The sequence below is a fragment of the Staphylococcus nepalensis genome (assembly GCF_014635045.1).
Lineage (GTDB): Bacteria > Bacillota > Bacilli > Staphylococcales > Staphylococcaceae > Staphylococcus > Staphylococcus nepalensis.
Genome location: NZ_BMCF01000002.1, coordinates 279,199 through 295,595 on the forward strand (window position 1 = coordinate 279,199; position 16,397 = coordinate 295,595).

Below are 16,397 nucleotides of genomic sequence, written 5' to 3' on the forward strand. Positions count from 1 at the left end.
CAAATACTATTAATGACTACGTAAGTTTGATTCATCCAGTCCTATGCCATATTTAAAGCCGAGACATTATGTATGTCTCGGCTTTTTTGCTAATTAAACTAAAATGAGTGAATTAGCGTTTATATTGTAAAGCATTAAAATTTAACTTTTTCAGCTAAGAAACTTTCTAATTCAGCAATTGGCATACGTACTTGTTCCATTGTATCTCTATCACGTACAGTTACTTGTTGGTCTTCTAATGAATCAAAGTCAAAAGTAATACAATACGGTGTACCAATCTCGTCTTGACGACGATAACGTTTACCAATGGATTGTGACTCATCAAAATCAATTGAGAAGTTTGCACTTAATTGTTCAAATATTTTAATTGCATCACCTGATAGTTTTTTGCTTAAAGGTAATACTGCCGCTTTATAAGGTGCTAACGCAGGGTGGAAATGTAATACAGTTCTTGAATCTTTACTGCCTTCAACACCTTCTTCTGCATAAGCATCACAAAGGAATGCTAGAGTTACACGATCAGCGCCAAGCGAAGGTTCGATACAGTATGGTAAATATTTTTCACCAGTCTCTTGATCATGATACTGGAAGTCTTCACCAGAATGCTCACTATGTTGTTTCAAATCATAATCTGTACGGCTTGCAATACCCCAGAGTTCTCCCCAACCAAATGGGAAACGGTATTCAATATCAGTTGTGGCATTTGAATAGTGAGATAATTCGTCTGCATCATGATCACGTAAACGTGTTGCTTCTTCACTTAAGTTTAAATCTTTTAACCATTGACTAGCAAAAGTTTTCCAGTAATTTTGCCATTCGATTTCTTCACCTGGTTTACAGAAAAATTCTAATTCCATCTGCTCAAATTCGCGTGTTCTAAAGATAAAGTTACCTGGCGTAATTTCGTTACGGAAGGATTTACCAACTTGACCAATACCAAATGGTAATTTTTTACGCATCGTACGTTGTACATTTTTGTAATTTACGAAAATACCTTGTGCAGTTTCAGGACGTAAGAAAATTTCATTCGTTGAATCTTCTGTAACGCCTTGGAAAGTTTTAAACATTAAATTAAATTGACGAATATCTGTCCAATTAGCAGTTCCACTTACAGGACACACGATGCCTTCTTCATCGATAATACGTTTCATTTCATCAAAACTTAAACCATCAGCTACAAAATTTTCATCGCCTTTTTCATTAGCCATGTAATCTTCAATGATTTTATCGGCACGGTAACGAATTTTACTGTCTTTGTTATCAATCATTGGATCGTTAAAGTTACCTAAATGGCCAGAAGCTTCCCAAGTTTTAGGATTCATAAGAATTGCGGCGTCAATCCCAACGTTGTACGGTGATTGCGTAATAAATTTTTGCCACCATGCTTTTTTAATATTATTTTTTAATTCAACACCTAATGGGCCGTAATCCCATGTATTTGATAAACCACCATAAATATCACTACCTGGGAATACAAACCCCCTGTGTTTTGCTAACTGTACTATTGTTTCCATATCTTTTGCCATAAAAAATACACTCCTTTTAACATAAAAACGCCCCAAGACAAAGAAAAAGCTTAAAAAACTTAATCAATGTCTTGGGACGAGTTAATCATTTTTAATCACATATGTAATATGTGTTTTTTTAATAAATCATTATTAACCCGCGGTTCCACCCAAATTAGTGTGTGCACTCGCTTTTGAAAGTCATTTAAAATTGTAGCCAATAATTTTGTTAAGCTCTCACCAACCTTAACTCGCTTTAAATACAATTTTAATGTATTGGTTGATTATTAGCAAGTAAATATATGTATTTGTAGCAATTTATGATTCAATGTATAATTATAGGTAATGAGTGAAGGGGTGAAGTCTTATAGAACTGAGTAAAAGACAACAACAAATCGTTGAAATTGTCAAAAATAATGGACCTATTACTGGTGAACATATAGCGGAACAACTAAGTCTTACTAGAGCAACATTGAGACCAGATTTGGCTATACTTACAATGTCTGGCATTTTAGAAGCGCGCCCACGTGTAGGCTACTACTATTCTGGAAAACCCAAGAATAAATTAATCGCTGATCAATTAAAACAATATATTGTTAAAGATTACGCGTCACACCCTGTAGTAGTAAAAAACGAGATGTCAGTTTACGATGCGATTTGCACAATCTTCTTAGAAGATGTTAGTACATTATTTGTCATAAATGATAACGGAGATTTTATGGGGGTATGTTCGCGTAAAGATTTATTACGTGCTTCGATGATAGGTAAAGATATACATACCATGCCTGTAGATATTATCATGACACGCATGCCTAATTTAAGTTTTGTCCTTGAAGACGAGCGAGTGATATTCGCAGCAAACTTGATGATTGAAAAAGAAATTGATTCCTTACCAATTGTTATTAAAAAAGAAAACGGCAAGTATGAAGTGAAAGGACGTATCTCTAAAACAACGATCACAAAAATTTTTGTATCTTTACTAAATGAATAGGTGGTATGAATTAAATGGAAAATATTAAAATTATTGTTGCTTCTGATTCAGTAGGTGAAACTGCTGAACTAGTAGCAAGAGCCTGTATTTCACAATTTAATCCAAATCAATGTGAAAGTGAAATTAACAGATATCCATATATAGAAGCTTTAGAAAATGTCGATGAAGTCATTTCAGTCGCTAAAGATACTGAAGCGATAGTGGTTTATACACTAGTTAAACCAGAAATAAGGAAATATATGGAATCAAAAATTAAAGAATTTCAAATTAAATCGGTTGATATTATGGGACCTTTAATGAATATATTATTAGATAAAATAGATGAACAACCCTATTTTGAACCAGGACTTGTTCATCAATTAGATGAGGCTTATTTTAAAAAAATTGATGCAATTGAATTTGCAGTAAAATATGATGACGGAAAAGATCCTAAAGGTTTGTCTAAAGCCGATATTGTACTATTAGGTATATCTCGAACTTCAAAAACGCCATTATCACAATATCTAGCTCACAAAAGTTATAAAGTGATGAATATTCCAATTGTCCCTGAAGTGACGCCTCCAGATGATTTATTTAATATTGATGCTTCAAAGTGTATCGCTTTAAAAATTAGTGAAGACAAGTTAAACCGCATTCGTAAAGAACGGTTAAAGCAACTCGGGCTAGGCGATAGTGCGAGATACGCAACAGAACAAAGAATTGAAGAAGAATTAAATTATTTTCATGAATTAGTTGAAAAAATTGGTTGTCCAGTCATAGATGTTTCTGATAAAGCTATCGAAGAAACTGCTAACGATATTATAAGCATCATTGAGCAAAATAGTTTCTTAAATTAGCCAAAACTAATATAATGTTATAACTACTGTCTAATAGGTGATAATTTTGCGAATTGAACAAGCAACGATTAATGAAATAAAAGATAAAACGGATATACTTGACTTGGTAAGTGAATATGTCAAATTAGAAAAAAGAGGGCGCAATTATATTGGTTTGTGTCCTTTTCATGATGAAAAAACACCTTCATTTACTGTTTCTGAAGATAAACAAATATGCCATTGTTTTGGCTGTAAAAAAGGTGGGAATGTTTTCCAATTCACGCAAGAAATCAAAGATGTTTCTTTTACTGAAGCGGTAAAGTTACTAGGTGAACGCGTCAATATTGAAATTGAAACGCCACAGCAATCTGCTGGTCAAAATGCAAATCACCAAATTGCTTCAGAAGATTTACAAATGATTGAAATGCATGAATTAATGCAAGAATATTATCACTATGCATTAAAAAAAACAGTTGAGGGTGAAGCGGCTTTAACCTATTTAAAAGAGCGTGGTTTCACTGATGAGCTCATAGATAGACGAAAAATAGGGTATGCCCCAAACAATGCTCACTTTTGTCATGATTTTTTACAGAAAAAAGGATACGATATTCAGTTAGCTTATGAAGCTGGTTTACTTTCAAGAAATGAAGAAAACTTTAGTTATTATGATCGGTTTAGAGATAGAATTATGTTTCCATTAACAAATGCACAAGGACGAACTGTTGGTTATTCTGGTCGGACTTATACAGATCAAGAACCTAAATACCTTAATAGCCCAGAAACACCTATATTTCAAAAAAGAAGATTACTATACAACGTTGATCATGCTAGAAAAGCCATTCGAAAAAATGATGAAATTATTTTACTAGAAGGGTTTATGGACGTTATAAAAGCGGATTACGCAGGTTTAAAACAAGTAGTGGCTAGTATGGGAACACAGATTTCTCAAGAGCATATAGCGTTTATGAAAAAACTAACCTCTAATGTGACGCTGATGTTTGATGGTGATTTTGCTGGTAGTGAAGCTACTTTGAAATCCGGTCAAATTTTGTTACAGCAAGGGTTTAATGTGTTTGTTGTACAATTACCAAAAAACATGGATCCAGATGAATACATTGGTAAACACGGTGCCGATGCTTTTAACTATTACGTCGAACATGAAAAAAAAGCATTTATACTATATAAAGTGCATATGCACCAAGAGGAAATAGAAAATAATGATTTAGCTTACGAGAAATATTTAAAAGAAATTACGCATGACATTTCTTTGATGCAGTCATCTATTTTACGCAAAAAGATATTGCAAGACGTATCAGAATTGTTTAAAGTAAGCATGGATAGTTTAAATATTGAAATAGGACAACGACAAGATTATTACCAACCACAGTCTTACCAAACGCCTAGTGTCCCGCAATTCACTAATTTAAATAAACAAGAAAAAGCAGAGCGCGCTTTATTAAAACATTTTATGAATGATAAAGACACTTTTTTAAATTATCATAAATTACTTCACTCAGAAGACTTTACAAATCATTATTTTAAGCGTATATTTAATGTTTTACATGAGTTTTATTCTGGGAACGATACGTTCAATATTAGTGACGTTTTACAATATATCGATAATAATGAAATTAAAGAAGCATTTATATCATTGGATAATTATATGATAAATGAAGAACCTTACGAACATGAAATCGATGATTATTTAAACATGCTAATAACAAATAGAAACGAAGAAACGATTGAATCGCTTAATCATAAGCTACGGGAGGCTTCTAGATTAGGTGATTTAGAGTTGCAAAAATATTACCTAGAAAAAATTGTAGACTATAATAAAAATAGAATGAATTAACTTAACAATGAATATATCTGTATATTATTGGGTTTAACAACTTGCATAAATTGTATAGATAGTGGGTAGATAATAATAAGTTCATCTATCAAAATATCACGATGCTAAGTTGATATTATATTCGGGAGGCCTTTTCATGTCTGGAAATAAAGTTACACTTAAAAAGCAAACCATTGACCCATCTCTAACTTTAGAAGATGTAAAAAAACGATTAATTGAAAAAGGTAAAAAAGAAGGGCATCTAAGCCACGAAGAAATTGCAGAGAAATTACAAAATTTCGAGATGGATTCTGATCAAATGGATGAACTATTTGACCAATTAACTGATAATGATATCAGTTTAGTAAATGAGAAAGATAGTTCAGATAAAGATTCGAAGTTGAACCCTAATGATTTAAGTGCACCTCCAGGTGTTAAAATTAATGACCCTGTACGTATGTATCTTAAAGAAATTGGACGCGTTGATTTATTAAACGCACAAGAAGAAATTGAATTGGCTAAAAGAATTGAACAAGGTGATGAAGTTGCTAAGTCTAGATTGGCAGAAGCAAACTTACGTCTAGTTGTAAGTATAGCTAAAAGATATGTTGGACGTGGCATGCTTTTCTTAGATTTAATCCAAGAAGGTAATATGGGATTAATTAAAGCGGTAGAAAAATTCGATTTCAATAAAGGATTTAAATTTTCAACTTACGCAACTTGGTGGATACGTCAAGCAATCACACGTGCTATAGCTGACCAAGCTCGTACGATTCGTATTCCAGTGCATATGGTAGAAACGATCAATAAATTAATTCGTGTCCAAAGACAATTATTACAAGATTTAGGACGTGATCCAGCACCAGAAGAAATTGGTGAAGAAATGGATTTACCACCTGAAAAAGTAAGAGAAATATTAAAAATAGCTCAAGAGCCTGTTTCATTAGAAACCCCAATTGGCGAAGAAGACGATAGTCATTTAGGTGATTTTATAGAAGATCAAGAAGCTCAAAGCCCTTCAGATCATGCTGCTTACGAATTATTAAAAGAACAATTGGAAGACGTTTTAGATACATTAACTGATAGAGAAGAAAATGTATTACGTTTACGTTTTGGCCTTGATGATGGTAGAACGCGTACTTTAGAAGAAGTAGGTAAAGTTTTTGGTGTTACAAGAGAACGAATTCGTCAGATAGAAGCCAAAGCATTAAGAAAATTAAGACACCCAAGTAGAAGTAAACGTCTAAAAGACTTTATGGATTAATTTTTCAGCTCTTTTGTACCTTGATGTGCAAAAGAGCTTTTTACATATATATAGAGGAGCGCTTTTATGGTTACATTAAATCAAAGATTAAAAAAAGTGAGTACTTATATAACAGGAGAAACATTAGCAGATATCGGCTCAGACCACGCTTATCTACCTATTTATGCTCTTGAAAATAATTTGGTTAAAAAAGCAATTGCAGGAGAAGTAATAAAGGGGCCATTTGAAGCTTCAGTAAAAAATGTCATAGAGCATAAATTAAGTCCCTACATCGATGTTAGACTTGGTGATGGCTTATCAGTGCTAAACCCTAACGACCAGATTAATTGTGTTACAATTTGTGGCATGGGCGGCCCCTTAATAGCAAAAATCATTAAAAATGGACAAGCAAAATTGACCTCTCACCCGAGACTTATTTTACAAAGTAATATACAGTCAAGTGCGATCAGGCGCTTGCTCATACACATGAATTATGTAATTGTGGAAGAAGCCATTTTAGAAGAAAAAGGTCATATTTATGAAATTATTGTTGCTGATTATTCTGAAACTAAACAGAAACTTTCAGAGTCAGAGATAAAATTCGGCCCAATACTTTTGAAAAATAAGACCGACTTATTCTTCAAAAAATGGGAACATGAATGCGCGTCGCTTAATAAAATTAAAAGCCATCTCGATCATCATAAACATAATAATCGATTAATAGAAATTAACAATGAAATCAACTTAATTAATGAGGTGTTGTAAATGAATGTTAAAAAGTTACTTCAAGTTATAAATCAAAACGCACCCTTGAAAACAGCAGAATCATGGGATAACGTAGGATTACTAATTGGTGATGAATTTTCTGAAATAACTGGAATCTTAACAGCGTTAGATTGTACCGATGAAGTTGTAGATGAGGCAATCAACCATAATTATAATACGATTATCTGCCATCATCCCCTTATTTTTAAAGGAATAAAAAATATTATTGATCAAGATGGTTATGGAGCTATATTACGTAAATTAATAAAAAATGATATTAATTTAATCGCCTTACATACCAATTTAGATGTTTATTCCAAAGGGGTTAACGCAATGTTAGCAGATAAACTTCAACTAAATCATCAACGTGTTTTAAATCCAGAAACTTTAAATTACTATAAAGTACAAGTTTTTATCCCTGAATCAAATCTTAAATCATTTAAAGAAACTTTAAGTGATGCTGGTTTAGCTCAAGAAGGAAATTATGCATATTGTTTCTTCGAAAGCCTAGGCAACGGGCAATTTAAACCCACAGGTGATGCTAAGCCACATATCGGTTCAATAGATAAAATTGAAGAAGTTAATGAATTTAAATTAGAATTTATGATAGAAGCGCATCAAAGAGTACTTGCTGAGCAATTAATTATTGAAAACCATCCTTATGAAACACCTGTCTTTGATTTTATAAAATTAGAAAAGCAAGCAGATTATGGTTTGGGAATGATGGGTAAACTTAACACAGAAATGAACGTCCGTGATTTCGTGAATCATGTGAAAACAAAGTTAGCCATGCCTAGCGTTAGATTTATTGGAAATTTAGAAGATACAATTAAAACAGTTGCAATTATTGGCGGTTCTGGAATTGGATTTGAATACAATGCAGCACAACAAGGCGCAGATATATTTATTACTGGAGATATTAAACACCATGATGCGCTAGACGCAAAAATCGCCGGCATCAATTTATTAGATATTAATCATTATAGTGAATATGTAATGAAAGATGGTTTAAGCCAATTATTGCAAGATTGGCTTAAATTTAGCCACGTTTCATTTGGAATTAAGCCATCTAAATTAAACACTGACCCTTTTGATTATTTCTAGCTTAACATTTATATAAAAATTATTTTTTGTATAAATTGTAGGCGAATTGATTTTCCTTATATTAATATTTTTGTGAAAATAGTTTGGCACAAGCGCTTTACCATTCTAGTTTTCTACTACCAATATGAAATACAAGACCGAAACATTATTTATGTTTCGGTCTCTATTAGATTTATTTGTTTTTACTCACGGTTCAGTCTGCTTAAAATATTTAGTTCAAAATTAAGAAAGAATGCTTTATAATAGAAAAGATGAAGATTTAAGGAGGCCAAAACATGGCAAATCACCCATTTGATAAGTTTAATTTAGAACCGACTTTAATAGAGGCGGTACAAAATTTGAACTTTAATCAACCAACAGAAGTTCAAAACCGCGTTATTCCCAAAATATTAAAGCAAGTCAATTTAATCGGACAATCCCAGACAGGCACAGGCAAATCACATGCCTTTTTATTACCATTGGTACACTTGATTAATATAGATATTAAAGAACCTCAGGCTATTATTGTAGCGCCAACTCGAGAATTAGCACAGCAACTCTTTGATGTTGCAAATCATTTAGCAGAATATAAAAAAGGTGTATCAGTTAAACTTTTTATAGGTGGTACTGATATTGAGAAAGATCGTCAACGTGCTAAAAATCAACCACAGCTTGTTATCGGAACGCCAACACGGATAAATGATTTAGCCAAACATGGCGATTTGCATGTCCATTTGGCATCTTATTTAGTAGTTGATGAAGCTGACTTAATGATTGATTTAGGATTAATAGACGAAGTAGATCACATTGCTACAAGATTAGATGACGGGTCTCATTTAGCAGTATTTAGTGCTACTATCCCTAAGTCACTGCATCCATTTTTAAATAAATATTTAGAAAACCCTGACTATGTAGAAATTGAAAGCACACAAAAAAATAAAAAGAATATCGAATTCTATTTGATCCCTACGAAAGGTGAAGCAAAAATAGAAAAAACAATTAAATTAATCGATATCTTAAATCCGTATTTATGTATTATATTTTGCAATAGTCGCGATAGCGCTGATGAACTTGCTGATCAATTAAACACTGCTGGACTGAAATTAGGTATGATACATGGTGGCTTAACACCTAGAGAACGTAAACAACAAATGAAACGTATCCGAAACTTAGAATTTCAATATGTGATTGCAAGTGATTTAGCTTCCCGTGGTATAGATATTGAAGGTGTGAGTCATGTCATTAATTTTGATGTACCGAACGACATTGATTTCTTTACACATCGAGTTGGCCGTACAGGTCGTGGCCAATATAAAGGGGTTGCTATTACACTATATAGTCCTGAAGAAGAAGAAAACATAGCATTAATAGAGCAACGTGGTTATCATTTCGAAAACGTTGATATTAAAAATGATGAAATAAAATCGATTAAAGCACACAATACACGCCAATCGCGTAAAAACAAAGATGATCATTTAACTAATGAATTGAAATATAAAGTAAAAAGAAACAAGAAAAAGGTTAAACCTGGTTATAAGAAAAAATTCCAACGTGATTTAGAACATTTAAAACGTCAAGAACGTAAAAAATTTAGCAAAAAGCAAAATCGTCAAGCCAGAAAAAAATAAATAAAGGATTGGTGGTAACTATGTTATTAGGATCTCACGTATCTATGAATGGTAAAAAAATGTTAGCAGGATCAGCAGAAGAGGCACATAAATTTGGTGAATCTACTTTTATGATTTATACGGGTGCACCGCAAAATACAAGACGAAAGCCTATAGAAGAATTGAATATTGAACAAGGTCAAGAATTAATGCAAACATATGGGCTTTCAAACATCGTAGTTCATGCACCTTATATTATTAATATAGCTAACACAGTGAAGCCACATGTATTTAATTTAGGTGTTGAATTTCTTCAAAGTGAAATTGAACGAACACAAGCTATCGGCGCTAAAGATATTGTATTACATCCAGGGTCACATGTAGGAGAAGGCGCTGATGCCGGCATTAAAAAAATAATCGAAGGATTAAACGAAGTGTTAACAAATGATAACAATGTCAGAATTGCACTTGAAACGATGGCTGGTAAAGGTTCTGAAATTGGTAGAAACTTTGAAGAAATTGCTAAAATCATTGATGGTGTGAATCATAATGAACGTTTATCAGTTTGCTTTGACACATGTCATACCCATGATGCTGGTTACAATGTTAAAGAAGATTTTGATGGTGTACTAAATGAATTTGATAAAATTGTCGGTGTCGATAGAATTAAAGTTGTCCATGTAAACGATAGTAAAAATGATATTGGCGCTCACAAAGATAGACATGAAAATATCGGTTTTGGCTATATTGGTTTTGATGCATTAAATTATATTGTTCATCATGACACATTTAAAGATATACCAAAAATACTTGAAACACCGTATGTTGGTGAAGATAAAAAGAATAAAAAACCACCTTATAAATTTGAAATCGAAATGCTTAAACAACAAAAATTCGATGAAAATTTAAAAGATAAAATTTTAACGCAATAATATTTCAACCAATTATTAAATATTATTGCCATTAACAGAGCGAGACGTGAAATCACTTAAAATTAGATTTCTAGTTCGCTCTTTTTTTAATTCGTAAACATTACTATTTACATAATTGTCCACAAGTTGTATAGTATAGAACGAGGTGAAAAGATGACTACTGCAGTATTTGAATTAAAAAATATTGATTATTATTTTGATAACAAGAAAGTTTTGGAAAATATAAACATAAAAATTAATAAAGGTGAATTTTTAGCGATTGTTGGACCGAACGGCGCAGGTAAATCAACCTTATTAAAAATAATTTTAGGTTTATTACCATTGCAAAAAGGTCAAATTTTTGTAGACGGTAAGGTGTATAATGGAAAGCAATCTTTATATAAAATCAGTTATGTTTCTCAAAAAGCACAAGCATTTAAAGCAGGGTTTCCTGCGAGCGTTAAAGAAGTCGTCATGAGTGGGCTTACAAAGCGTAAGAAATTATTTCAATGGTTTAACAAAAAGGATGAAAATCAGGTTGAGGCAGTATTAGATCGGTTAAATATTAGCCATTTAATGCATAAAAATATTGCAGAATTATCTGGTGGACAACAACAGCGCGTGTTGATTGCCAGAGCGTTAATTAGCAATCCTTCTGTGCTCATATTAGATGAGCCAACGAATGGTATAGACGCTAAACACGTTAATGAATTTTATGAAACTTTAGAAACATTGAAAAAAGAAGGTGTGACTATTATTTTAGTTACCCACGATATAGGCGTTGTGGCAGATACTGCTACTGAAGTAGCTTGTTTAAACAAACATTTACATTTCCACGGTACGACTGAAGATTTTAAATCATTAGATGAAGTAGAAATTTCAAAAATTTATGGACATCCCATCCAATTCGTAGACCATCAACATAATAGGGAGTGCTGTTCATCATGATTGAGGCGTTATTAAATTTTGATTTTATGCGTTACTCTTTTATTAGTGGTATTTTAATTGGATTTATTGCGCCATTAATCGGAGCTTTTATCGTGGTACGAAGATTATCTTTAATTGCAGACGCATTAAGTCACGTTACACTTGGGGGCATTTCTTTTGGCATGTTCGTTGTTACGATTGCACCAGCATTAGCGTTCATAAATCCAATGTGGTTTGGTATTCTCTTTGCAATCGTAGGTGCGCTGTTAATCGAAAACCTTAGAACTTCGTATAGTAATTATCAAGAAATCGCGATACCAATTATCATGAGTGCAGGTATAGCATTAAGTGCAATATTCATTTCATTAGCTGATGGTTTCAACCAAGAAATTGTAGGTTTATTATTTGGTTCAATAAGCGCCGTAACGGTTAGTGATTTATCAACAATTATTGTGATTGTCGTTATTGTATTAGCTTTCATTCTTTTATTTTATAAAGAATTATTTATTCTTTCTTTTGATGAGGAATATAGTAAAGTTATTGGCATACCAAAATGGATACAATTTTTATTTATTATCATTGTAGCATTAGTCATATCTGCATCTATGAGAGTTGTGGGTATATTATTAGTGAGCGCATTGATTACACTTCCTATAGCTATAGCTATGCGTATGACAAAAGGGTTTAAACAATTAATCACCCTGAGCGTTGTCATTGGTGAATTTTCCGTTATTGCTGGGTTAGTTTTAGCTTTTTATATGAATATTTCTCCTGGCGGTGTGATTGTAGTATTACTTGTACTTTTATTAGCAATCATGATGTTATATCAAAAAATTAAAGTAAGAACTGTGAAAGGGGCTATTAATAATGAAGACAGATGAAGCTATTAATATTCTAAAAACAGAAGGTCATAAATATACGAATAAAAGAAGAGATATGATTAATATTTTTGTAAATGAAGATAAATACATTAACGCAAAGCATATCCAACAAAAATTAGATGAAAGTTATCCGGGTATCTCATTTGATACTATATACCGTAACTTACACCTGTTTAAAGATTTAGGTATTGTAGAAGGAACTGAGCTTGATGGGGAAATGAAATTTAGAATCGCGTGTACGGACCACCATCATCATCATTTTATTTGTGAATCATGCGGTGACACAAAAGTAATTGATTTTTGCCCTATTGAACAAATTAAATCTTTTTTACCAAAAGTTGATATTCACAGACATAAATTAGAAGTTTATGGCATATGTGAAGCTTGCCAACGCGTGCAATAATTGTAAACAAAGTTGTAATGATTTGCTTGTAAAATAGCACAATATGTCGCTTATTACTAAAAACCTTCCTTCTAAGCATAGGTCATTAGTATGAATTACTTAGAATTTTTAAAATACTTAGCCAAAGATGTTTAAATTGCAGTGATTTGAGATATACTAATAAAGTAACTAAAGATAACAAATATTATTTTATGACTTTTGAATTAATATATAAGCATATTAATTGTTGTCATCATTTTTAGTTGTTATGCTTTATTTAAAGATTAATTAGGAGGATGATTATTTATGGCTTTTGAATTACCAAATTTACCTTATGGTTCTGATGCTTTAGAACCACATATTGATCAACAAACAATGGAAATTCACCATGACAAGCACCACAACACTTACGTAACTAAATTAAATGCAGCAATTGAAGGAACTGATTTAGAATCTAAATCAATCGAAGAAATTATTGCTAATTTAGATAGTGTACCAGAAGACATTCAAACAGCTGTTAGAAATAATGGTGGCGGACATTTAAACCATTCATTATTCTGGGAATTGTTAACTCCAAATTCTGAAGAAAAAGGAACTGTAGTTGATAAAATTAAAGAACAATGGGGTTCTTTAGATGCGTTTAAAGAAGAATTTGCTGATAAAGCTGCAGCTCGCTTTGGTTCAGGTTGGGCTTGGCTAGTTGTTAATAACGGTGACTTAGAAATCGTTACAACACCAAACCAAGATAATCCATTAACTGAAGGCAAAACGCCAATCCTAGGCTTAGACGTTTGGGAACATGCTTACTATCTTAAATACCAAAACAAACGCCCAGAATATATTAGTGCTTTCTGGAATGTTGTAAATTGGGAAAAAGTAGACGAATTATATAACGCTGCTAAATAATTAAGCTTCAATTTTTGACGGCCTTTTAAAGGCCGTCATTTTTTTAATTAAAATAATAGAAATCTCCGCCAATTTCATATATCATTTAAAGTGATCACTTTTGAATAGAGGTATGTTGTTTTGCTAAAAAGATTAAAAGAAAAATCAAATGATGAAAAAATAAGAAATACCATGAACAAAAGAATAAGTTTTGTATTTGGCGTCATTGTATTTATTTTTGCAATAATTGTATTACGTTTAGGTTACTTGCAAATAGCACAGGGCTCTCATTACAAGCAATTAATTAAAAACAGTGAAAACTTAACCGTCAATGAAGCGGTCCCACGCGGAAGAATTTTGGATAGAAATGGTAAAGTACTCGTAGATAACGCATCTAAAAAAGCAATTACATATTCCCGCGGACGGAAGACTTCTCAATCTGAAGTGTTAGATATTGCTGAAAAATTATCCAAATTAATCAAGATGGATACTGCTAAAATCACTGAGCGAGATAAACAAGATTTTTGGATTTTAAAACATCCAAATAAAGCGGAACAATTAATGAAAAACGAACAATCACTATTAGATGATGGCAGTATTTCTCAAGATGAGTATGATGATGCATTACATAAAAAAATTGGCGAAAAACAATTTGATTCGTTCTCGGACAAAGATTTACAAGTGTTAGCCATATATCGTGAGATGATGGCTGGTTCAGCATTAGATCCTCAAATGATTAAAAATGAAGATGTTACAGACGAGGAGTATGCAGCAGTATCACAAAAACTTTCTGATTTACCGGGCGTTAATACAACTATGGATTGGGATAGAAAATATCCATACAAAGATACATTAAGAGGTATTTTTGGTGATGTTTCTACTACACAAGAAGGTATTCCTAAAGAACTCACGGAACAGTATTTGTCAAAAGGTTATTCAAGAAATGATCGTGTTGGTAAATCTTATTTAGAGTATCAATATGATGATATCCTTAAAGGGAAAAAGAAAGAAATGAAATATACTACGGATAAATCTGGCGAAGTAATAGATTCACAAGTCATTCATCCAGGTTCACGAGGCGATGACCTCGTATTAAGTATTGATATTGATTTACAAAAGAAAACAGAAGAATATTTAGAAAAACAAATAAGTAAATTACGTAGCGAAGGCGCTAAAAATATGGATAATGCGTTAGTCGTCGTTCAAAATCCAAATAACGGTGATATTTTAGCGATGGCAGGTAAACAAATTGATAAAAATGGTGATCTCACGGATTATGATATTGGTAATTTCACTTCTCAATATGCAGTAGGGTCTTCTGTTAAGGGTGGAACGTTATTAGCAGGTTATCAAAACGACGCAATTAAAGTTGGCGAAGAAATGGTTGATGAACCTTTAACTTTCTCTGGAGGGCTTTCCAAGCGTTCGTACTTTAACCAAGATGGTAAAGTCACAATCGATGATAAAGAAGCATTAATGCATTCATCAAACGTTTATATGATTAAAACGGCATTGAAGATTGCAGGCTCTCCATACACACCTAATATGTCATTGCCAACAGATATTTCTGAAGCTGGCCAAAAATTACGTAAAGGTTTAAACCAAGTTGGATTAGGTGTTAAAACAGGTATCGATTTACCAAATGAAACAAGTGGTCAAATTGAACCATTGACTGATAACCCCGGTAATTTCTTAGACTTATCTATTGGTCAATATGATACTTATACACCACTTCAATTATCTCAATATGTTTCTACAATTGCTAATAACGGCTATAGAATTCAACCGCATATTGGTTTAGAAATCAGGAAAGCAACAAATAAAGATACACTAGGACCTGTTAAAGAAAAAGTTAAAGGCAACGTATTGAATAAAGTTAATAATACTTCTGATCAAATAAAACAAGTTCAAGAAGGCTTTAAAATGGCTTTTAATGAAAAAGAAGGTACGGGTTACCAAAGCTTTAATGATACTACTGTCCCATCTGCTGGTAAAACAGGTACAGCAGAAGTATTCCAAGATGGAGAACCAAGGGTCAATTCAACTTATGTCGGTTACGCTCCAATAGAAAATCCTAAATTAGCGTTTTCTATTGTCTACACAAATCACCCAGTCCCAGAACCTTGGTTGAACGGCGGGGACTTAGGAAGAGATATTATAAACTATTATTTTAAAGAAAAAGATAAAAATTAACAAAATACTTTCATATTTTAATGAAAAATCCTTTTGTTATGGTCTCTATTGAAAATTAATACTTTTCAATTTTATAACTAAATGGTATGATAAATAAGTCGTATTTTGAAAAGGTAAGGAGGAATTAGCATGCGCGTAAACGTAACACTAGCTTGCACAGAATGTGGAGAAAGAAACTACATCACAACAAAAAATAAACGTACTAATCCTGAACGTATTGAAATGAAAAAACACTGTGCTCGTGATAACAAACATACATTGCACCGTGAAACAAAATAATTTATATTTTAAACCAGATTCTAACTATAGAGTCTGGTTATTTTTTCGAAAAATAATAAGAGTGCTTGAAATAGCAGTTTAATGACATTATATTTTTAA

Annotated in this window: 15 protein-coding genes; 14 read left to right on the forward strand and 1 reads right to left on the reverse strand. The window is 32.4% G+C overall.

What is annotated here, in order from left to right; genetic code table 11:
• Positions 1–134: 134 nt before the first annotated feature.
• Complete coding sequence (locus IEU88_RS04425) at positions 135–1,526, reverse strand: glycine--tRNA ligase (RefSeq protein WP_096809453.1); 1,392 nt, start codon at positions 1,524–1,526, stop codon at positions 135–137.
• A 346-nt stretch (positions 1,527–1,872) separates the two neighbouring features.
• Here IEU88_RS04425 and ccpN point away from each other — a divergent pair, with 346 nt between their 5' ends.
• From ccpN to rpmG, 14 genes are all read left to right on the forward strand, one after another.
• Positions 1,873–2,496, forward strand: coding sequence for a transcriptional regulator CcpN (ccpN, locus tag IEU88_RS04430; RefSeq protein WP_096809455.1), 624 nt, complete (start codon positions 1,873–1,875; stop codon positions 2,494–2,496).
• Positions 2,497–2,510: 14 nt separating this feature from the next.
• Positions 2,511–3,332 carry a pyruvate, water dikinase regulatory protein gene (locus IEU88_RS04435; protein WP_103372996.1) on the forward strand — a complete coding sequence of 274 codons (822 nt, stop codon included), beginning with the start codon at positions 2,511–2,513 and terminating at the stop codon, positions 3,330–3,332.
• 46 nt (positions 3,333–3,378) lie between these two features.
• Positions 3,379–5,163, forward strand: coding sequence for a DNA primase (gene dnaG / locus IEU88_RS04440; protein ID WP_103372997.1), 1,785 nt, complete (start codon positions 3,379–3,381; stop codon positions 5,161–5,163).
• Between the two features lie 136 nt (positions 5,164–5,299).
• Complete coding sequence (gene rpoD / locus IEU88_RS04445; protein WP_096809465.1) at positions 5,300–6,406, forward strand: RNA polymerase sigma factor RpoD; 1,107 nt, start codon at positions 5,300–5,302, stop codon at positions 6,404–6,406.
• 66 nt (positions 6,407–6,472) lie between these two features.
• Entirely contained in the window at positions 6,473–7,150 is a 678-nt protein-coding gene (locus tag IEU88_RS04450; RefSeq protein ID WP_103373676.1) for a tRNA (adenine(22)-N(1))-methyltransferase, read from the forward strand.
• The gene (locus IEU88_RS04455; protein WP_096809471.1) at positions 7,151–8,254 is read left to right on the forward strand and encodes a Nif3-like dinuclear metal center hexameric protein; all 1,104 of its coding nucleotides are present in this window, start codon (positions 7,151–7,153) and stop codon (positions 8,252–8,254) included.
• A 275-nt stretch (positions 8,255–8,529) separates the two neighbouring features.
• Positions 8,530–9,861 (forward strand): DEAD/DEAH box helicase, encoded by a 1,332-nt coding sequence (locus IEU88_RS04460; RefSeq protein WP_096809474.1) that lies wholly within the window; start codon positions 8,530–8,532, stop codon positions 9,859–9,861.
• A gap of 20 nt (positions 9,862–9,881) precedes the next feature.
• The gene (locus IEU88_RS04465; RefSeq protein WP_096809476.1) at positions 9,882–10,772 is read left to right on the forward strand and encodes a deoxyribonuclease IV; all 891 of its coding nucleotides are present in this window, start codon (positions 9,882–9,884) and stop codon (positions 10,770–10,772) included.
• A gap of 153 nt (positions 10,773–10,925) precedes the next feature.
• Positions 10,926–11,699, forward strand: coding sequence for a metal ABC transporter ATP-binding protein (locus IEU88_RS04470; protein WP_096809479.1), 774 nt, complete (start codon positions 10,926–10,928; stop codon positions 11,697–11,699).
• A complete protein-coding gene (locus IEU88_RS04475; protein ID WP_096809481.1) occupies positions 11,696–12,559 on the forward strand; it encodes a metal ABC transporter permease in 864 nt (287 codons plus the stop codon). The genes IEU88_RS04470 and IEU88_RS04475 overlap by 4 nt, the downstream gene beginning before the upstream one ends.
• Positions 12,546–12,962: a Fur family transcriptional regulator gene (locus IEU88_RS04480; protein WP_096809484.1), complete on the forward strand. Its 417-nt coding sequence runs from the start codon at positions 12,546–12,548 to the stop codon at positions 12,960–12,962. Before IEU88_RS04475 ends, IEU88_RS04480 begins: the two co-directional genes overlap by 14 nt.
• Positions 12,963–13,247: 285 nt before the next feature.
• Positions 13,248–13,847 (forward strand): superoxide dismutase, encoded by a 600-nt coding sequence (locus IEU88_RS04485; RefSeq protein WP_103373014.1) that lies wholly within the window; start codon positions 13,248–13,250, stop codon positions 13,845–13,847.
• Positions 13,848–13,967: 120 nt separating this feature from the next.
• A complete protein-coding gene (locus IEU88_RS04490) occupies positions 13,968–16,019 on the forward strand; it encodes a peptidoglycan D,D-transpeptidase FtsI family protein (RefSeq protein ID WP_096809489.1) in 2,052 nt (683 codons plus the stop codon).
• 129 nt (positions 16,020–16,148) lie between these two features.
• Complete coding sequence (gene rpmG, locus IEU88_RS04495; RefSeq protein WP_019469354.1) at positions 16,149–16,298, forward strand: 50S ribosomal protein L33; 150 nt, start codon at positions 16,149–16,151, stop codon at positions 16,296–16,298.
• Positions 16,299–16,397 lie beyond the last annotated feature (99 nt).